This is a genomic window from Microbacterium protaetiae (genome assembly GCF_004135285.1).
Taxonomy (GTDB): Bacteria; Actinomycetota; Actinomycetes; order Actinomycetales; family Microbacteriaceae; genus Microbacterium; species Microbacterium protaetiae.
In genome coordinates, this window is the sequence record NZ_CP035494.1 from 1,151,820 (window position 1) to 1,169,668 (window position 17,849).

At 68.1% G+C, this 17,849-nt stretch carries 18 protein-coding genes; 13 read left to right on the forward strand and 5 right to left on the reverse strand.

The genetic code is table 11. The annotated features are described in order from the left end of the window. Positions 1-11 precede the first annotated feature (11 nt). A complete protein-coding gene (locus ET475_RS05275) occupies positions 12-605 on the reverse strand; it encodes a YdcF family protein (protein ID WP_242497775.1) in 594 nt (197 codons plus the stop codon). A gap of 59 nt (positions 606-664) precedes the next feature. On the opposite strand from ET475_RS05275, the gene ET475_RS05280 reads away from it, so the two are divergent. Beyond that, entirely contained in the window at positions 665-1,498 is an 834-nt protein-coding gene (locus ET475_RS05280) for a class I SAM-dependent methyltransferase (protein WP_129386822.1), read from the forward strand. Next, entirely contained in the window at positions 1,495-1,746 is a 252-nt protein-coding gene (locus ET475_RS05285) for a DUF2249 domain-containing protein (RefSeq protein ID WP_207205415.1), read from the forward strand. The genes ET475_RS05280 and ET475_RS05285 overlap by 4 nt, the downstream gene beginning before the upstream one ends. Before the next feature lie 46 nt (positions 1,747-1,792). Here the strand turns inward: ET475_RS05285 and ET475_RS05290 are convergent, their stop codons facing one another. Continuing rightward, the gene (locus ET475_RS05290; protein WP_129386825.1) at positions 1,793-2,401 is read right to left on the reverse strand and encodes an NADPH-dependent F420 reductase; all 609 of its coding nucleotides are present in this window, start codon (positions 2,399-2,401) and stop codon (positions 1,793-1,795) included. An 88-nt stretch (positions 2,402-2,489) separates the two neighbouring features. Here ET475_RS05290 and ET475_RS05295 point away from each other — a divergent pair, with 88 nt between their 5' ends. Continuing rightward, positions 2,490-2,942, forward strand: coding sequence for a MarR family winged helix-turn-helix transcriptional regulator (locus tag ET475_RS05295; protein ID WP_165310770.1), 453 nt, complete (start codon positions 2,490-2,492; stop codon positions 2,940-2,942). A 9-nt stretch (positions 2,943-2,951) separates the two neighbouring features. On the opposite strand, the gene ilvD is transcribed toward ET475_RS05295, so the two are convergent. Continuing rightward, positions 2,952-4,868 carry a dihydroxy-acid dehydratase gene (ilvD, locus tag ET475_RS05300; RefSeq protein ID WP_129386831.1) on the reverse strand — a complete coding sequence of 639 codons (1,917 nt, stop codon included), beginning with the start codon at positions 4,866-4,868 and terminating at the stop codon, positions 2,952-2,954. A 77-nt stretch (positions 4,869-4,945) separates the two neighbouring features. Between ilvD and ET475_RS05305 the strand changes: the two genes are divergently transcribed. From ET475_RS05305 to ET475_RS05340, 8 genes are all read left to right on the forward strand, one after another. Next, the gene (locus tag ET475_RS05305) at positions 4,946-5,725 is read left to right on the forward strand and encodes a helix-turn-helix transcriptional regulator (protein WP_129386834.1); all 780 of its coding nucleotides are present in this window, start codon (positions 4,946-4,948) and stop codon (positions 5,723-5,725) included. Between the two features lie 436 nt (positions 5,726-6,161). Beyond that, positions 6,162-7,331: an ABC transporter substrate-binding protein gene (locus ET475_RS05310; protein WP_129386837.1), complete on the forward strand. Its 1,170-nt coding sequence runs from the start codon at positions 6,162-6,164 to the stop codon at positions 7,329-7,331. A 19-nt stretch (positions 7,332-7,350) separates the two neighbouring features. Further along, positions 7,351-9,153, forward strand: a complete 1,803-nt coding sequence (locus ET475_RS05315; RefSeq protein ID WP_129386840.1) for an ABC transporter permease — start codon at positions 7,351-7,353, stop codon at positions 9,151-9,153. Continuing rightward, the gene (locus ET475_RS05320) at positions 9,150-10,007 is read left to right on the forward strand and encodes an ABC transporter ATP-binding protein (RefSeq protein WP_129386843.1); all 858 of its coding nucleotides are present in this window, start codon (positions 9,150-9,152) and stop codon (positions 10,005-10,007) included. The genes ET475_RS05315 and ET475_RS05320 overlap by 4 nt, the downstream gene beginning before the upstream one ends. Beyond that, on the forward strand, positions 10,004-10,732 hold the full coding sequence (locus ET475_RS05325) for an ABC transporter ATP-binding protein (RefSeq protein ID WP_129386847.1): 729 nt from the start codon (positions 10,004-10,006) through the stop codon (positions 10,730-10,732). Before ET475_RS05320 ends, ET475_RS05325 begins: the two co-directional genes overlap by 4 nt. Continuing rightward, positions 10,729-11,760, forward strand: a complete 1,032-nt coding sequence (locus ET475_RS05330) for a putative FMN-dependent luciferase-like monooxygenase (RefSeq protein ID WP_129386850.1) — start codon at positions 10,729-10,731, stop codon at positions 11,758-11,760. The genes ET475_RS05325 and ET475_RS05330 overlap by 4 nt, the downstream gene beginning before the upstream one ends. Next, the gene (locus tag ET475_RS05335; RefSeq protein WP_129386853.1) at positions 11,753-12,340 is read left to right on the forward strand and encodes a CMD domain protein; all 588 of its coding nucleotides are present in this window, start codon (positions 11,753-11,755) and stop codon (positions 12,338-12,340) included. Before ET475_RS05330 ends, ET475_RS05335 begins: the two co-directional genes overlap by 8 nt. 1 nt (position 12,341) lies before the next feature. After that, positions 12,342-12,953 (forward strand): alkylhydroperoxidase domain protein, encoded by a 612-nt coding sequence (locus tag ET475_RS05340; RefSeq protein WP_129386857.1) that lies wholly within the window; start codon positions 12,342-12,344, stop codon positions 12,951-12,953. Between the two features lie 1,145 nt (positions 12,954-14,098). On the opposite strand, the gene ET475_RS05345 is transcribed toward ET475_RS05340, so the two are convergent. Continuing rightward, on the reverse strand, positions 14,099-14,959 hold the full coding sequence (locus ET475_RS05345; protein ID WP_129386861.1) for a phosphotransferase family protein: 861 nt from the start codon (positions 14,957-14,959) through the stop codon (positions 14,099-14,101). A 63-nt stretch (positions 14,960-15,022) separates the two neighbouring features. On the opposite strand from ET475_RS05345, the gene ET475_RS05350 reads away from it, so the two are divergent. Further along, positions 15,023-15,487, forward strand: a complete 465-nt coding sequence (locus ET475_RS05350) for an XRE family transcriptional regulator (protein ID WP_129386864.1) — start codon at positions 15,023-15,025, stop codon at positions 15,485-15,487. Continuing rightward, the gene (locus ET475_RS05355) at positions 15,484-15,876 is read left to right on the forward strand and encodes a HepT-like ribonuclease domain-containing protein (RefSeq protein ID WP_129386867.1); all 393 of its coding nucleotides are present in this window, start codon (positions 15,484-15,486) and stop codon (positions 15,874-15,876) included. Before ET475_RS05350 ends, ET475_RS05355 begins: the two co-directional genes overlap by 4 nt. Positions 15,877-15,933: 57 nt before the next feature. Here the strand turns inward: ET475_RS05355 and ET475_RS05360 are convergent, their stop codons facing one another. Continuing rightward, positions 15,934-17,820 carry a penicillin-binding transpeptidase domain-containing protein gene (locus tag ET475_RS05360; protein WP_129386870.1) on the reverse strand — a complete coding sequence of 629 codons (1,887 nt, stop codon included), beginning with the start codon at positions 17,818-17,820 and terminating at the stop codon, positions 15,934-15,936. Positions 17,821-17,849: the final 29 nt, after the last annotated feature.

Below are 17,849 nucleotides of genomic sequence, written 5' to 3' on the forward strand. Positions count from 1 at the left end.
AGTGGTGCGTCTCAGCGCGGGCCGCTCCGGCGGGCCCGCCGCAACCCCACGAGACCGACCACCGCGGCCACCGGCTTGAGCAATATCAGCTCACCGAAGCGGTAATCGCGGCCTCGCACGAGCCGGGCGGCCAAGTCGGGGCGCAGCATCCACAGATACCGTCGCCCCTTCTGCGCATGGAGCGGATCCGAGACGATCTTGATCGTGTCGTACGGTTCGATGAGCCCGATCGCGTTGCGGATGTTCTCCCACGTCGTGGTGCTCTCACGCTCGATCAGCATCGGGCCGGTATAGTCGCGCTCGTCGCGGGCGTAGCCGGCCATGATGTCGGCTTCGGGCTGTGCGCCGGCCACGGCTCCCCCGCAGAGTACGAGCACCGACGTCGAGGTGCTCAGAGAACGGATGCCGGCGCGCACACGATACCGGTTGACGAAGTTCGCGCGACCCGGCTTGTTGCCGAATCCGAGCACGACGACCGCTTCGCGGCCAGAGTGCGGCATCCCCTCGCCCAACTCACGCCGGCTCGCGCGCCAGCTGATGGCCTCACCCCACCCGAGCACGGCGGCGACCACCAGAACGGGGATCGTGATCAGCCGCACGCGCACGAGTCCAGAGTATGCGCGATCCGGCCCCGACCCCGCCTGGCGCTTGTAGCGTGAAAGTCATGAGCGATCACGCGGCAGCGCAGGTTCCCCTCGCCGGCCGGCGCGCCGAAGACCTACCCGCGCATTGGCTGCTCGCGCGGCTGGGCAAGAAGGTGCTGCGCCCGGGTGGCAAGCAGCTGACCACACGATTGGTCGGGATGCTGCCGCTGCGCGATGCCGACGTCGTCGAGCTTGCCCCCGGCCTGGGTCTGACGGCGAAGCTGTTGCTGGAGGCCGGCCCTGCCTCGTACATCGGGGTGGAGAACGACGCGGATGCGGCCGCTCTCGCTGCGGCATCCCTCGGCGCACGCGGTGAGGTGACCATCGGCGAGGCCAAGAGCACCGGACTCGCGGATGCCTCGTGCGATGTCGTGCTGACCGAGGCCATGCTCACCATGCACACGAACGCGCAGAAGGGCGAGATCCTCGACGAAGTGGCACGCATTCTGCGACCGGGCGGATGCTACGCCGTGCACGAGCTCGCTCTCGTGCCCGATGACATCCCGATCGAGACGGCCGAGGACGTGCGCCTGTCGCTCGTGCGCTCGCAGAAGGTCAACACGCGCCCGCAGACCACGCCCGAGTGGATCGCACTGTTCGCCGCGCACGGATTCGAGGTCGAACATGTCGTGCACGCTCCGATGCGGCTGCTGCATTTTCGGCGACTGCTGGCCGACGAGGGCCTGCGCGGTACCCTGCACATCGCCGGCACCTATCTGCGCGACGCCGACGTACGGCGCCGCGTGAACACCATGCGCGCGGCGTTCCGGCGCAACGAGAAGCACATCGCGGCCATCGCCATCATCGCGCGCCGGGCCGCGGCATCCACCCCCGACACTGAGGAGGCACCATGACCGAGACGGCCGATTTCGCCGGCGAGCAGATCGTCGACGCGCGCGTGCGCGGCGAGATGAGCTGCGCCGACATGACGATGGGCGCGTTCGACGCCCTCGCGGCCGAGCGCAGCTTCGTGCTCGTGGCCGACCACGACCCGGTGGGCATCCGCTACATGCTGCAGGCCGAACGGCCGGGGGCCTCGGGCTGGGAAGAGCTCGAGTCCGGCCCCGAGCTCTGGCGCGCCCGAGTCAGCCGCACGGCCTGAGCACGCTGTCGACGCTCGGGTGCCGCTGACGCCGACCGCCCCGCGCTCAGCGCACGACGCGGATGTTGAAGTCTGCGCCGCGGAACCGCTGCATCATCGCGACGAAGAGCAAGAAGTAGTGCTCGACCCCGCGCGCTGTCTCGATGCCGCCGAGATCGATCTGTCGAGCGGCATCCCACCCCAGATCCGCCAGCAGCGAGCCGACGAGCGCTTTGGCGTCGGCGTCGTCGCCCGACAAGAACACCGACGTGGGTTCTGCGACCGATTGCGGCGCGACGGTGACCGTTCCCGGCAGGGTGTTGAGCGACTTCACGACCTTTGCGGCCGGGAGCGCCTGCTGCAGACGCTCGCCGAGGCTCGTGTCGGGGTAGAGCAGCTCGAAGTCGGGCGAGACAGCGTTGCCGATGTCGAGCACGACCTTGCCGGCCAGTTCGTCGGCCAGCGGCCCAAGCGCCTGCAACGATGCCGACGCCGCCAGCGCGTTCACGACGATGTCGGCGCTGCCGATCGCCTCGACGGTGCTGACAACGGGGGCGGCAAGATCGGTGTGCTGTTCGGGATGCCGCGATCCGAACGTGACGGTGTGCCCCGCCGCGAGCAACCCACCGGCGAGGGTCGTGCCCATGTGGCCGGTTCCGAGGACTGCGATGTTCATGACTGCTCCTCTAGAATGTTATTCGAACTTGAACTACACCACACGATACCACTCATTCGAATTCGAATCGCATGATCGGAAGACGCCCATGTCAGAACTCAATCCGGACGAGCTCGCGGCGTACTTCGCCGTCGTCACGGCCGGCGACCTCATGCAGCGGAAGGTGTCGACGCAGTTGGCCGAGCACACCCTCACGCCGATCAAGTTCTCGGTGCTGGCGACGCTCGTCAACGCGCCCGACGGGCTGCGGATGAACGAGCTCGCCGATGCGCTCGTCATCTCACGAAGCGGCTTGACCTATCAGGTCGGGCGATTGGAGAAGGAGGGGCTCGTCGAACGCACGGCATCGGTCGGCGACGACCGCGGCGTCACGGCACGACTGACCCCCCGGGGCCGTGCGCGGGTCACCGAAACGCTTCCCGGTCACGTCGAACTCGTGCGGTCGAACTTTCTGAACGTGCTCAGCCCCGACGAACTGTCCGTCGTGCGCACCGCGCTCGAGAAGGTCGTCACCGCCTTGCGGGCATCGAACACACCGTAGGGCGCCGACTCAGAGCGCGGCCGGCTCCACCTCGGCGATGGCGTCGTCGGCGGCGGCGCGGGCCATCGCCCGCTCGACGGCATCGACGTCGCGCACCGCGCCCTTGTCGGCCGACTGCGCCATCACGGCATACGCACGCAGCGCGGCCGAGACCTGCCGCACGCGGTTGCGTGGCTGATAGCCACCCGCGGCCAGCAGTGCCCGGCGCCGCTCGGCGAGCACGTCGTCGGGCACCTCGAGCACGAGCGACCGGTTCGGGATGTCGATCGAGACGATGTCGCCGTCTTCGACCAGCGCTATCACGCCGCCCGAGGCCGCCTCGGGCGAGATGTGCCCGATCGACAGTCCGCTGGTTCCGCCCGAGAAGCGTCCATCGGTGATCAGCGCACACTTCTTGCCCAGGCCCCGCCCCTTCAGGAACGACGTCGGGTAGAGCATCTCCTGCATGCCGGGCCCTCCCTTGGGGCCCTCGTAGCGGATGACCACGACGTCGCCCTCGCCGACCTGCTTGTTCAGGATCTTCTCGACGGCCTCTTCCTGCGACTCGCACACGACGGCCGGGCCTTGGAACGTCCAGATCGAGGGGTCGACGCCGGCGGTCTTCACGACGGCGCCGTCCACCGCGATGTTTCCGCGCAGCACGCCCAGACCCCCGTCGACCGAGTACGCGTGCGCCACGTCGTGAATGCATCCGGATGCGGCATCCTCGTCCAACGCCAGCCAGCGCTCCGACTGGCTGAACGCGCTGGAGGAACGCACCCCGCCGGGGGCGGCGAACCACAGATCGCGCGCCTCGTCCGACACCTTTCCACCGCGGATGTCCCACGCATCGAGCCACTCGCCCAGGCTCGGGGCATGCACTGCGTGCACGTCTTCGTGCAGCAGCCCGCCGCGCCGCAACTCACCAAGGATGGCCGGGATGCCGCCGGCCCGGTGCACGTCCTCCATGTAATAGATGCGGTCGCCGGCGACGTTGGGCGCGACCTTGGCCAGGCACGGCACACGGCGCGACACAGCATCGATGTCGTCGAGGCCATAGTCGACGCCGGCCTCGTGCGCGGCGGCGAGCAGATGCAGGATCGTGTTGGTCGACCCGCCCATGGCGATGTCGAGGGCCATGGCGTTGTCGAAGGCGTCGCGCGTGGCGACGTTGCGCGGCAGCACCGAGGCGTCGTCGCCGTCGTAGTAGCGATGCGCGATGTCGACGACCAGCGAGCCCGCTCGTTCGTACAGCGCGCGGCGCGCGGTGTGCGTCGCGAGCACCGAGCCGTTGCCGGGCAGCGCGAGGCCCATCGCCTCGGTGAGGCAGTTCATCGAGTTCGCGGTGAACATTCCCGAGCACGAGCCGCAGGTGGGGCACGCCGACTCTTCGATGCGCAGGATGTCGGCGTCGGAGATGCTCTCGTTGACCGCGTCGCTGATGGCGTCGACGAGGTCGAGGGTGCGCACGGTGCCGTCCTGCAACACGGCCCGACCCGACTCCATGGGCCCGCCCGAGACGAACACGGTCGGGATGTTCAGCCGCAGGGCTGCCAGCAGCATCCCGGGCGTGATCTTGTCGCAGTTCGAGATGCACACGAGCGCGTCGGCCTGGTGCGCGTTGGCCATGTACTCGACCGAGTCGGCGATCAGGTCGCGGCTGGGCAGCGAGTACAGCATGCCGGAGTGGCCCATCGCGATGCCGTCGTCGACGGCGATCGTGTTGAACTCGCGGGCGATGCCGCCGGCCTGCTTGATCGCCTCGCTGACGATACGCCCGACCGGCTGCAGGTGCGTGTGGCCGGGGACGAACTCGGTGAAGCTGTTGGCCACCGCGATGATCGGCTTGCCGAAGTCGCCGGCGTCGACGCCGGAGGCGCGCATCAGGGCGCGGGCGCCGGCCATGTTGCGGCCATGGGTGACGGTACGAGAACGCAGAACGGGCATTGTCTGATTATCAGGTAGTGGTGGGATGACTCAACAGACGGCGCTACCACTAGTAGTACGAGCACTACCCTGGAAGAATGGCCGATCCGCGACGCACCGAACTGGGCGCGTTCTTGCGCTCGCGGCGCGAGCGGCTCGACCGCGCCGCGCTCGGCCTGCCGCCCGGATCACGCGGACGCACCACGGGCCTGCGGCGCGAAGAGGTCTCGGTGGAGTCGGGTGTGAGCATGACCTGGTACACGTGGCTCGAACAGGGCCGCGACATCCACCCTTCTCGTCAGGTGCTGCTGGCGGTCGCCGACGCCCTGCGCCTGACCGATGCCGAGCGACGTTACGCGCTGGGACTGGCGGGCTACGCCCCGCCGCGCCCGGCCCGGGTCGACGAGGCGCCCGCGCACCTGCAACGCCTGATGGACGCCCTGCCCCACCCGGCATACGCCCTTGCACCCGACTGGGGCATGGCCGGATGGAACACCGCCTACGAGCGTCTGTACCCGCGCATCGCGGCGGTGGCCCGCGGCGAGCGCAACCTGCTGTGGCTGGTGTTCACCGATCCGTACGTGCGCACGTTGCTGGACGACTGGGACGTCACGAGCCGGCGCTTTCTCGCCGAGTTCCGCGCCGAGGTGGGCCGGGCGACCGAGCCGCAGGCCGCCCAGCTGGTGCGGGCGCTCATCGAGGCCAGCCCCGAGTTCCGCGCCGGCTGGGAGTCATACGACATCGGCGGCTTCGAGTCGCGCGAGCGCGTGTTCCACCTGCCCGACGGCACGGTCGAGACGTTCGAGCACCACCAGCTGCGGCCTTCCGACCGCCCCGACCTGCAGGTCGTGCTCTACACGCCCCTGCCCGGGCGTTGAGCTGCGCGCGAAGCGCGGGGTCGCATCGCGCGGCCGCCGTCTCTGCCCGACCGGCCGTGTCTCCGCCCGCTCGGCCGCCGTCTCCGCCCGCTCGGCCGCCGTCTCCGCCCGACCGGTCGCCGTCTCTGCCCGACCGGCCGTGTCATAACTCCGCCTCGCCGCGCCGCCGCCGGCGCGCCTTGCGCGTGATTCCGCGGGGACTGCTCGCAGTGGGCGTGACCCAGACTGAGTTGGTGCACGCCCTGCTCGGTAGCCGAGGGCGTTCGCCCGCCGGGGCCCGCTGCGCTCCGCGCCACGGATCTATGACGTTGCATGACGTCGCAATCCGACACACAGCGTGAGCTCTCTGCCGTCGGATGTCACTGTGATCAGGTACCGGTGAGGAATCAGCTCCCCCGGTGCATCACCCGCTTCGCGCATTCCAAGGAGTCATCCGATGTCACGCATCATCCGACGCACGCTGTTCGCCAGTGCCGTTGCGAGCTTGGCGGCCATGACGCTCGCGGGCTGCAGCCTCGCCGCCACGAACGCGGCCGAGAGCGATTCCGGTTCGTCCGACAGCCCCGTCTACTTCGGCGTATCGGCGGCGCAGACCGGCCAATATGCACAGTACGGCGAGCAGTTCAAGCAGGCTTTCGACCTCGCCGTCGACCAGGTCAACGCGAACGGCGGCATCAACGGGCACCCCGTCGCCCTCAAGTACGAAGACTCGCAGTCCGATCCCAAGCAGTCGGTCACCGTCGCGCAGAAGTTCGTCGGCGACCCGGACGTCATCCTCGTGTTCGGCGATTACTCGTCGGCGGCATCCATCCCCGCTTCACCGATCTACACGGCCGGCAAGCTCCTGCAGTACGGCTTCAACAACTCGAACGCCGATTTCACCGACAAGGGCAGCCAATACCAATGGTCGAGCTCGACGACAACGGCGGACGAATACGTCTGGGAGGCCGACTACATCAAGGAGCAGGGCGTCGATTCGATCGGCCTGACCTATCTGAACACCTCGGACTGGGGCATCCCTGCCTACCAGGCCTTCAAGGCCGAGGCCGACAAGATCGGACTGAAGATCACCGATGCCGAGGCGGTCGACCCCACGTCTGACGACTACCGGCCGTCGCTGACGAAGGCCACCGCAGGCTCCCCCGAGGCATTCGCCCACCTCGGCTACGGACCCGACTCGGCCAAGCTCGTCACGCAACTGCGCTCGATCGGCTACAAGGGAACGTTCTACGGCGGGCAGGACGAGCAGTCCTTCGACGAGACGCCCGATGCCGAAGGCTCGATCATCCCCGCCCAGTTCATCGCGTCAAACCCCGACGCCGACGTCCAGAAGTTCGTGAAGGCGTTCCAAGCGAAGTACCCCGACGACAAGGACGTCACGAACTTCGAGGCGGGCGCGTACGACGCGCTCAATATCGCGGTCGCTGCGGCGAAGGCCGGCGGCATCACCCGCGAAGGCATCCTCAAGGGCTTCAGCGAGATCAAGGACGTCCCGAGCGTCGTCTACGGCAAGGTCACGTTCGACACCCAGACCCGACGCATCCTGAACCCGCAGTTCACCCCCGCCATCCTGAAGGACGGCGCGTGGGTCACGTACAACGGCTGATCGGGGCCCGCGCCACACCATGCTCGACACACTGATCGCCGGCCTGCTCCGAGGGAACGTCTACGCCCTCGGAGCAGTCGGCGTCTCCCTGGTCTTCGGCGTCATGAACGTCGTCAACTTCGCGCAGTTCTCCTTCTTCGGGCTGGGCGCCATGCTGGCGTGGTTCTTCGTCGTCACTCTCGGCTATTCGTTCTGGATCGCACTGCCGCTGGTGCTGGTCATCTGCGCCCTGCTCGGCCTGGTGATAAACATCTCGGTCGTCCGCCCGCTGGCGAAGTACCTGCCGCTGGCGGCGATGCTGTCGACGTATGCGGTCTCGCAAGTCCTCGACAACGCCTCGCAGCTGGCGTTCTCGGCGCAGTTCCGCGTGTTTCCGCAGGTGCTGCCCACCTCCAATCTGCACATCGGGAACATGCGGGTGGGCACCTCCGACATCGTGATGCTCGGGGTCACCGCTGTCGTGATGGTCGCGATGTCACTGTTCCTCAAGTACGGCAAGACCGGACGCGCCATCCGTGCGACCGCGCAGGACCAAGAGGCCGCGCTGCAGATGGGCATCCCGGTGGGGCCGGTGCAGAATCTGTCATTCGTGATCGCCTCGGCCCTGGGCGGACTGGCCGGCATCTTCTTCTCGTTGTACATCGGCGTGGTCAACCCGACCTCGGGGTTGAACATCGGCATGACCTCTTTCGTCGCGGCGACTCTGGGAGGGCTGGGGTCGCTGGTCGGCGCGGTCATCGGCGGCTTCGTGCTCGGCATCTTCGAAGCGTTCGGCATCTATGCGTTCGGCGATGCCGCGCGCCAGATCATCGTCTTCGTCATTCTGATCGTCGTGCTCATCGTTCGACCGGGCGGCCTGCTGGGCAAGATACCGCTGATCTCCAGCGAGCCGCTCACCGGTACCTTCCTCGGCAAGGGGCGGCCGCTGCGCATCCCCCGATGGGTGTGGGTGGCCGCCATCCTTGCCGGAGGAGTGGTCATCCCCCTCGTCGCGAACAACTACCTGCTCACGACCGGCACCCAGGTGCTCGTCTACGCCATCATCGCCGCCGGCTTCACCGTCACGGCCGGGCAGGCGGGGGTGCTCGCCCTGGGCCAAGCCGGGCCCATCGCGATCGGCGCCTACGCGTCGGCGATGCTGAGCGTCTACGTGCACATCCCGTTCTGGTTCGCGCTGCCGCTGGCGGGGCTGATCGCCGCGGTCATCGCCTCGGTGCTGGCATCGCCCATCTGGGGCGTCAAAGGCCACTACATCTCCATCGCGACGCTCGGCCTCGGCATCGCGATCGTCGCCGTCATCCAGCTGATCGTGCCGCAGGCCATCTACAACATCCCGGTCCCCTCGATCGGCGGCATCCCGTTGAACACTCCGCTGGCCTACTACCTCATCGACTTCGTGATCCTCATGCTGACGCTGCTGATCATGTGGCGGCTGCGTCGGTCGCATCTCGGGCGGGTGATCTCCTCGGTCGGCTCCGACGAGGTGGCGGCGCTCGCGTCGGGCGTGCGTGTGCGCGACTACAAGGCGCTCGCTTTCGCCGTCTCGGCGTTCTTCGCCGGCATCGGCGGCTCGCTGCTGGCGCACCAGTACACCTACATCGACACGACCATCTTCACGATGCTGATGTCGCTGCTGGTCGTGACGATCGTCATCCTCGGCGGCATCAGCCTGCCGTACGGCGCCGTGGTGGGATCGATCATCTTGATCGGGGCGATGGAGTTGCTGCGTTTCGCCCCGGAGTGGCGGATCATCGTCTACGGATTCGTGTTGATCCTCGTGGTGCGGTTCCGTCCGGGCGGGATCCTGGTGAGGAACTCATGAGCGACGCATTGCTGCAGGTGGACGACCTCGAGCGTCACTTCGAGGGGCTCAAGGCCGTCGGCGGCGTCTCGTTCCACGTCTCACCCGGCGAGGTGGTGTCGATCATCGGGCCGAACGGCTCGGGAAAGACCACGACTCTCAACCTCGTCACGGGCGCGCTGCGCCCGAACGCCGGCTCCATCTCCCTCGACGGCGTTCGCATCGATCGCGCACGCAGTGTCGACATCGCCGAGCACGGCATCGCGCGCACATTCCAAAACGGCCGTGTGTTCGCCACGCTGTCGGTCGCGGACAACATCGAGGTCGGCATCCATTCGACCCTTCGGGCGCACCGCCCGTTCCGCCGGCTCTCGCATCTGTTCCTGCTGCGCTGGATACCGCTGCTGGCCGAGTTGTTCGTCGCGATCTTCGGCACTCCGGCTGCCCGCCGCGAGCGCCGGAGCATCGACGCGATCGTCGAGACCGAGATCGATCGCTTCGAGGCGCGGCTCGGACCGCGGCGCGACGACCCCGCGTATTCGCTCAGTTATGCGAACCGGCGGCGCACCGAGATCGCCCGCGCGCTCGCTCTCAAGCCGAAGCTGCTCGTGCTCGACGAGCCCACCGCGGGCATGAACCAGTCCGAGACCGCCGAGGTGCTGGCGCAGCTTCTGCAGCTGAAGGCCGAAGGCCAGACGATCCTGCTCGTCGAGCACAAGCTCGACCTGGTCATGACCGTGTCGGATCGGGTGATAGTGATGGACGGCGGGCGAATCATCGCCGAGGGGGCACCGCAGGCTGTGCGCCGCGATCCTGCGGTGATCGAAGCGTACCTGGGCCGGCGACGGCACCTCGGTGGGGAGGACGCCCGATGACCGCTCTGCTCACGCTGGACGCTGTCGATGTGTACTACGGCCCCTTCCACGCCCTGCGAGGCGTGTCGATCGAGGTCGGCGAGGGTGAGATCGTCTCCCTGCTCGGCGGCAACGCCTCGGGCAAGTCCACGACGATGAAAACCATCCTGGGCCTGAACAAAGCCAAGTCGGGCGTCATCACCTTCGATGGCGCCGACATCACCCATCGCACCACGACAAAGCGCATCCGCGCCGGGATCGCCAGCGTTCCCGAAGCGCGTCGTGTGTTCCCTCAGATGACCGTGGATGAGAATCTGTACGCCGGCGCCCATACGCGGCGGGACCGCGCGGGCATCGCCGAAGACATCGAGCGGATGCGCACGTATTTCCCCCGACTGGCCGAACGTCGCCGGCAAGAGGCGGGGACGCTCTCCGGCGGCGAGCAGCAGATGCTCGCGTTCGCCCGGGCGCTGATGAGCCGGCCGCGCCTCATCTGCATGGACGAGCCCACCATGGGCCTGTCGCCGAAGCTCGTCGACCAGGTGCTCGACGAGATCGCCCGACTCAACTCCGAACTCGGCATCGCCGTGCTCCTGGTCGAGCAGCAGGCCGAGCTCGCCCTGTCGATCGCGAGTCGAGGGTACGTCCTCGCGACCGGCGAGATCGCCGTCACCGGTTCCGCTGCGGAACTGCTCGACGATCCGAGAATCCAGGAGGCGTACCTGGGAAAGAGCGGTGACCGATGACGGCACGACAAAGGCTGGGATTCTTCACGCGAGTGCTCGACGAGACGACGGCCGCCGAGCGCTACCGCCTCGCTCTCGAGCAGATCACCACGGCCGAGTCGGTGGGCTTCGACACCGCTTGGGTCGCGCAGCACCATTTCCACGAAGCCGAGGGTGGACTGCCCTCGCCGTTCGTGCTGCTCTCCCAGGCGGCACTGCTCACCTCACGTCTGGTGTTGGGCACGAGCATCATCACCCTTCCCCTGGAGGCGCCTCTGCGGGTCGCGGAGGATGCCGCGGTGCTCTCGCTGCTCTCCGGTGACCGCCTTGAGCTCGGGGTGGGCAGCGGGGGCACGCCCAGTTCCTTCCCTCCGTTCGGGCATGACCCGAAAGACCGCCCGGCGATCTTCGCCGAGCATCTGCGTCAGCTCGTCTCCGCGCTGCGCGGCGACATCCTCACCGACGATGGCGGCGCGCTGTATCCGGCCGCCCCGCAGCTGGTCGACACGCTCTGGCAGGCCACGTTCTCGTCCGAGGGCGCCGCGCGCATCGGCGCCGCCGGCTTCGGCCTGATGCTCTCCAAGACGCAGCCGCACACCACCGGCAGCGGCTTCGCAGCGCTCGGCGACACGCAGCGTCTCGTCGTCGACGCCTATCGAGAGAACCTGCCCGAGGGCGCCGAGCCCCGGGTGTTCGCCTCGCGCAACCTCGTGGTCGTCGAGGATGAGAGCACAGCTGAGCGCCTTCTCGAGCGAGGGATCGAGCGATCGCTGCCCGCAGCGCGGGCCCTGCACATCGACGTTCCCGCCGGCGCCGACAACCGCGAGCTGGCCGCCCTGTTCGACCTGCATGTGGGCACGCCCGCGCAGATCATCGCCGAGCTCGGCGAAGACCAGGTCGTGCGCGATGCGAGCGATGTCGTCTTCCAGACCCATCCGATCGATCCGCCGCACGAGGTGCTGCTGCGATCGCTCGAACTCATCGCGACCGAAATCGCCCCCGCGCTCGGCTGGAGCCGAGCCGCCGACGCCCAGGAGAACCATGACTGATCTCATCGACACCCTCGTCGGCATCGACGTGGGCAGCCCGCTCGATGCGCTGCGTGCCAAGCGTCCGGTCGCCCGCAGCGATGCGCAGACGACTTACGACGCCCTGATCACCGACCCCGGCGACCTGGCACGTGCCAGCGCCGTCGAGCGCGCCGCGATCGCGTTCTGGGTGGCGGCACTGAGCCGGGCCGAGCAGCTCGCGGCCAACTACCGCGGGCTGCTCGCTGATCTGGATCCGGCCGTGGCGACGTCCATCGACGACGCGCTCCCCGACGCGACAACGACGGGACCATACGGCACCTACCCCGCTGGACCCCTGAGCGCCGAAGACGAGGCGGGACTGCACTTCACCGCCTCGCCGGCCCTTCGTGATGCCGTCGGCACGCGGCTCGCAGCGGCCCTCGAACATGCGCATCTGCTCACCTTCCGGCCGCGGGATGCAAGCCCCGACGCCCTGCAGGCTCTGCTCGAGGCCGGGTGGAGCACCGACGGCATCGTGACAGTGTCGCAGCTCGTGGCCTTCATCCACTTTCAGCTCCGGGTCATCACCGGACTCACCGTCCTGAAGAAGGCGATCTGACATGACCGAGCACGTCATCCGCTACCCCGATCTCACACGCCCGAACGCTTTCACCCAAGAGGAGCTCGGCTGGGTGCCGTGGCTCGAACCCAAGCCCGAGAGCGAACTCACCGACGAGGATTACACCGCTCTCGTCGAGCGCTCGCGGGCGGCGAGCCCGTATTTCCGGCTGCTCGTGCGCGACCCGGTGGTGCTCGGGGCGCGCACCCGCGCCGACAACGACATCTTCTACAACACCGACGCGGGCCTGGCCCGAGCAGAGCGCGAACTCTCGGCCGCCACCACCTCACGGACGAATGGATGCCTCTTCTGTGCATCTGTGCACTCGCGGTTCGCCTCGCTTCAGGCGCCCTCCCGGCGCGATGACGTGCAGCGACTGCTCGATCTCGGCATCGACGGCGATCAAGACGAACGCTGGACCGCGATCATCGAGGCCGCAGCTGCCCTGACTGCGACGCCGTCGGCCTTCGGCCCCGCGCATGTCGAGGCGCTGCGCGCTGTGGGCCTCGACGACCAAGCGGTCGTCGATCTGATCCAGAGCGCGGCGTTCTTCAACTGGGCGAACCGGCTCATGCTCTCGCTGGGCGAGCCGACCCCGCCGACTGCCGCGTAGCGGCGCCGCCGCCGCGGACCGGCGACCCCGCGAAGCCAGGCGAAGCACCGTGAAGCCCGGCGAAGCACCCGCGAAGCACCAGGTTCGCAACCCCAGCGTGCAACAACTCAGTCTGGCCGCGCGCCCCGCGCCGGTCCGCCCGCTCCACGGCGCGAAAGCGCCCCCTGGGCACGCGCGCACAGACTGAGTACGTGCACGCCCTGCCAGACACCCGCCGACACGTTCGTGGGTCTCCAACCGCCCCCACCTGCTGGTCATGCTTTCCACGCCCGTACCGGCCATCGAGGCGACGAGCGAAGCGAGGAGTCGAAACGCGCGTCCGCCACCGCCTCTCCCGGGCCCACCGTGTCATAACTCAGTCTCGCCGCCCCGCCCCCGGCGCGCCCCGCGCGTGATTCCGCAGGGACTGCTCGCGGTGCGCGTCACCCAGACTGAATTGGTGCACGCCCCGCTCGGTAGCCGAGCGGAAGCTGCGTCCGCCACCGCCTCTCCCGGACCCACCGTGTCATAACTCAGTCTCGCCGCCCCGCCCCCGGCGCGCCCCGCGCGTGATTCCGCGGCGACTGCTCGCGGTGGGCGTGACCCAGACTGCATTGGTGCACGCCCCGCTCGGTAGCCGAGCGGAAGCTGCGGCCGCCGCCGCCTCTCCCGGACCCACCGTGTCATAACTCAGTCTCGCCGCCCCGCCCCGGCGCGCCTCGCGCGTGATTCCGCGGGGACTGCTCGCGGTGGGCGTGACCCAGACTGAGTTGGTGCACGCCCTGCTTGGTGGCCGAGGGCGTTCGCCCGCCGGGGCCCGCTGCGCTCCGCGCCGCGGACTAACCCCGCTGGCTGCCGCGTGGCGACGCCGCCGACCACCGACCGCCGCGAAGCCCCGGGTTCGCGGCGGTACCGTGCAACGACTCAGTCTGGCCGCGCGCCCCGTGCCGGTCCGCCAGCGCCACGGCGCGAACGCGCCCCCGGGGCACGTGCGCACAGACTGAGTACGTGCACGCCCTGCCAGAAACCCACCGACACGTTCGTGGCTTTCCAACCGCCCCGCCCGCTGGGCGTGCTTTCCACGCCTGTGCCCGGTCGAAAGGAACGTTCGGCTGCCGTCTCGACTCGCTGCGCGTGTGGATGAGCTATGCGCGTACCGAGGTGCGTCATGTCTGTGTTGAGATCTCCATGGCGCGCACCGCCCGGTGGACCCCCCGTTCGACTTCGTCGTCCGATCGCTCGTGCACAAGAGCGAACGCTATGACCTGAAGGGGGAATGAGGCGCGGAAGACTGCTGCTCGTGCGACGGTGTCCGGGTCGGCGAGATCTGAGACGAGATCCCACCCGTGCCAGCCTGCGAGGCTCGCGACATCTTCGGCGGGATCATCTTCTGCGGCCAGGTCCCAGTCCAGCACACCGGTCACGCGACCGCGCCGCCACAAGATGTTGGAGCCGGCGAGGTCCCCGTGATTCACCGTCAGGACGGGCGGCCTCAGGGCTGCCAGCGCCGAGATCCGCCGCAACGCCTCGCCGCGCACATGGGCCGGAAGGCGAGGTAAAACCTGCTCGATCATCACCTCGTGCCACGCGACCCCACCTGAAAAGGAGCGAGCCGGTGCCAGCCACTCACGTAGCGGGGCTGGGTCGAGAGAGTGGATCACATCAAGGAGGCCACGCAATGTATCGGCCTCGCCCGACCCGTGCGGGTGCGGTTCTCCGTCGAGGCGGCGTGTGGGAACAGCAACGATCTGACCGCGCGAGACAGGCTCACCCACGCTTCGCGGGACACCGAACGGCAACTCTGGGAGCCGATCCACCAGTGCCTGGGCGCGGCACAATTCGGCACCCGTTTTGGCATCCCGGGCGACGCGAACAGCGGTATCTGCAGCCAGCACCACGACGCTGCTGCTGCCCGACTCGATGAACTCCCATGTGTTGCGGTGGATGCCGCGAGAACACAGCGCATCTCGAACGACCGCTTCGATCAGGTCGTCATCTGGGCGGCGATAGCGCGTCTCCATCGTCATGCGATCAACGTATCGGAGCTCGCCGAGGAGGACATTGACCCCCTACCGAGATATCATTCTGATATGACAGAGGATCGCGGGCTCGGAGAGTTGATCCGTCGCGCTCGAATCGACGTCGGGCTCAGTCAGTATGAGTTGGCTGACCGAGCGGGGACCAGCCAATCTGCGGTTTCCGCGATCGAGAGCGGCGCACGGCCCGTGAGCGACGCGCTCGCACGGCGTCTGCTGGCTGCTGCGCAACTGCGCCCGAGCATTCCTGTGGAGCTGTATGCCGAGACGCTTCGCGCGCTCGCAGCCGACCATGGGTTGACTAATCTTCGCGTATTCGGCTCGATGGTGCGGGGTTTGGACCGGGCGGACAGCGATGTGGACATCGTCGCCACGCCGGCTCCGGGAGCTGATCCGCTTCGCATGTACGCGTTCTCGTCACATGCGGCTGACCTGCTCGGCTTTCCTGTCGATCTCGTGCTCGACGGCAGTCGCGGCGAAGCGATGGACGAGATCCTGGCGACGGCGGTTCCGCTATGACCGACGACGGCTCGAGCGAGGCCACGCCGTTCCGGGCGGCGCCTCGCAGTGATCGTGCAGCCTCCGCCACGCACCACGAGCGCGTCGACGAAGTGCGCGCCGCGATCGTCCGCCTCGGCGACCTGACGGTGTCAGATCTCGATGACAGATCGGGTGACACGATGCTGCGTGTCGAAGCGATCATCATTCGTGCGGCAGCACTGGTGGAACGACTGCCCGGTGAAGTGCGTGACAAGCTTGCGGTGGATGACGTCCGCGGGCTGACCGGCATTCGCAATGTCGTCGCACACGGGTACGGGCAGCTGGACCCTGAGATCACCGTAAGGGTGATCCACGCGTCGCTGCCGCGCGTTCTTGACGGCATCGACGCCGCACTCGGCGAGGGGTGAACAGCGTCACTTGAGCCGCTGAGACTCGAGGAGCACCAGGGCCCGCGCCGCCGCGCGTCAGTGTGCCGGCTGCGCCCCGGTCAGGAATTCCTTCGCGATGGGGCCGGCGGTGTCGGCTCCGCTCTCGCCCGTGTCGACGAAGACGGTCACGGCGAGGTCATCTTGGGCGGCGACCATCCACGCGTGGACCAGAGTCTTGCCGTCTCGGGTGAACTCGGCAGTGCCGGTTTTGGCGATGACGGGCGTGCCGGGCACGTCCTTCAGCCCGACGGCGGTGCCATCGACCACCGGCTGGCGGAAGATGGCCTTCAGCTGCCGGGCCTCATCGGCGCTCAAGGGCGTCACCCCGTCTGGTACCTTCGCCGGCTGCGAAGCAACCAGCATCGGCACGACGGTGTGCCCGGCTTGGATCGAGGCGATCCCGGCCGCCATGGCCACCGGCGAGGCGAGCACCTTGCCCTGCCCGATCACCGCAGCGGCGGCCTCGGTATCGGATGCCGCCTGCGGAATCTGGCCCGGAAAGCTGTCGATGCCCGGAACCTTGGCGATGCCGAAGCCCAGGCTCTGCGCGGCCGCGGTGACATCGCCGATCTTGCTGCGGGCGTTGATCATCGCCGTGTTGCACGACTGGGCGATCGCCGTCTGCAAGGGAATCTTGCCGACGGCCGACGAGGGGTACCACGAGTCGTTCACGAACCGATAGCCGTCGACGACGGCGTCTTGCGTGCAGTCGAGCTTCGAGTCAGGAGTCAGTCCGGCACGCAGGAGTGCGAGCGCATCGAACATCTTGAACGTCGACCCGGGCGGCACCTGCCCGGCCAGGGCCGCGTCGAACGCGCCCGTTCCCGACCCGTTCGCCGCCGCCAGGATCGCGCCATCGCTCGGCCGGATCGCCACCAGGGCGCTGGCCGGACCGATGTCGTGCAGCGTCGTCTCCGCCAGGGTCTGCAGGCGTTCGTCGAGGGTCGTCTGCAGTGGCGCCCCCGGCTTCGGCTCGGCCGTGAAGAGCGTCGTGGCGTCGCCACTGGCGGGCACCCGGCTGATCTCCACCCCGGGAGTCCCGCGCAATTCGCTGTCATAACGCTGCTCCAGGCCGCTGAGGCCGACGGTGTCGGTGGCCTGGTATGTGCCCGGGTTCTTCTCCATGATCTCTGCGGTGACCGGACCGACCGAGCCCAACAGCGCACCGGCGAAGCCCCGGTACGGTCCGAGCTGCTGAGAGCTCGATACCGCCAGGGCGCCGGGAATGTCAGACAAATCGGCAGCCGCCGAGGGGACCGCGGCTTTTCGGTAGGTGATCGCCTCGACGAACTGCTTTTCGCCGCCGGATTTCACGCGCGCCGCGAAGTCGTCGGCGTCGACTCCGACCACTTTCGCCAGCGCCCCCGCCGAGGTCACCGCCTGGTCGGCTGTGACGTGGCTCTTGTCGATGCCGAAGATCACGACCGGCCGGCTCGTGATCAGGGGGCTGCCATCGCCGCCGAGGATGTCGGCACGCTCGGGCGCATGGGTCGTGACGCGCAGCACGTCACCGGCGACGAGGTCGCCCTGGATGACCGCCGGCGCCCAGTCGACGTACCACTTGTCGGACTTCTTCGTGGTCGTGACCGTCGTCGTGTAGGTCCAGTTCTCGCCGCCTGTGGGCCAGCTCCAGTGCACGAGGGAGGTGCCGCGGTCGTCCTCGACCTTCGGCGCGTCGATCTTCACGGTGGGCTTCATCTTGTTCAGGCCCGCCACGATGTCTGCGTACTCCGTGCCCACCTGCTGCACCGACGCCCCGTTCAGCAATACATGGCTGAAGTCTCCGGACACGAGCGCGTCACGCAGTGCCGTCGTCTCCGGCTGATCCGTGAAGCTGCATGCCGACAGCGACGAGGCGAGCACACACATGATCGCAGCCGCAACCAGTCGCACGGTCCAACGGGACGCAGAGTTCTTCGGCATATGGGTAATGCTTGTGCAGCGGCTCATCC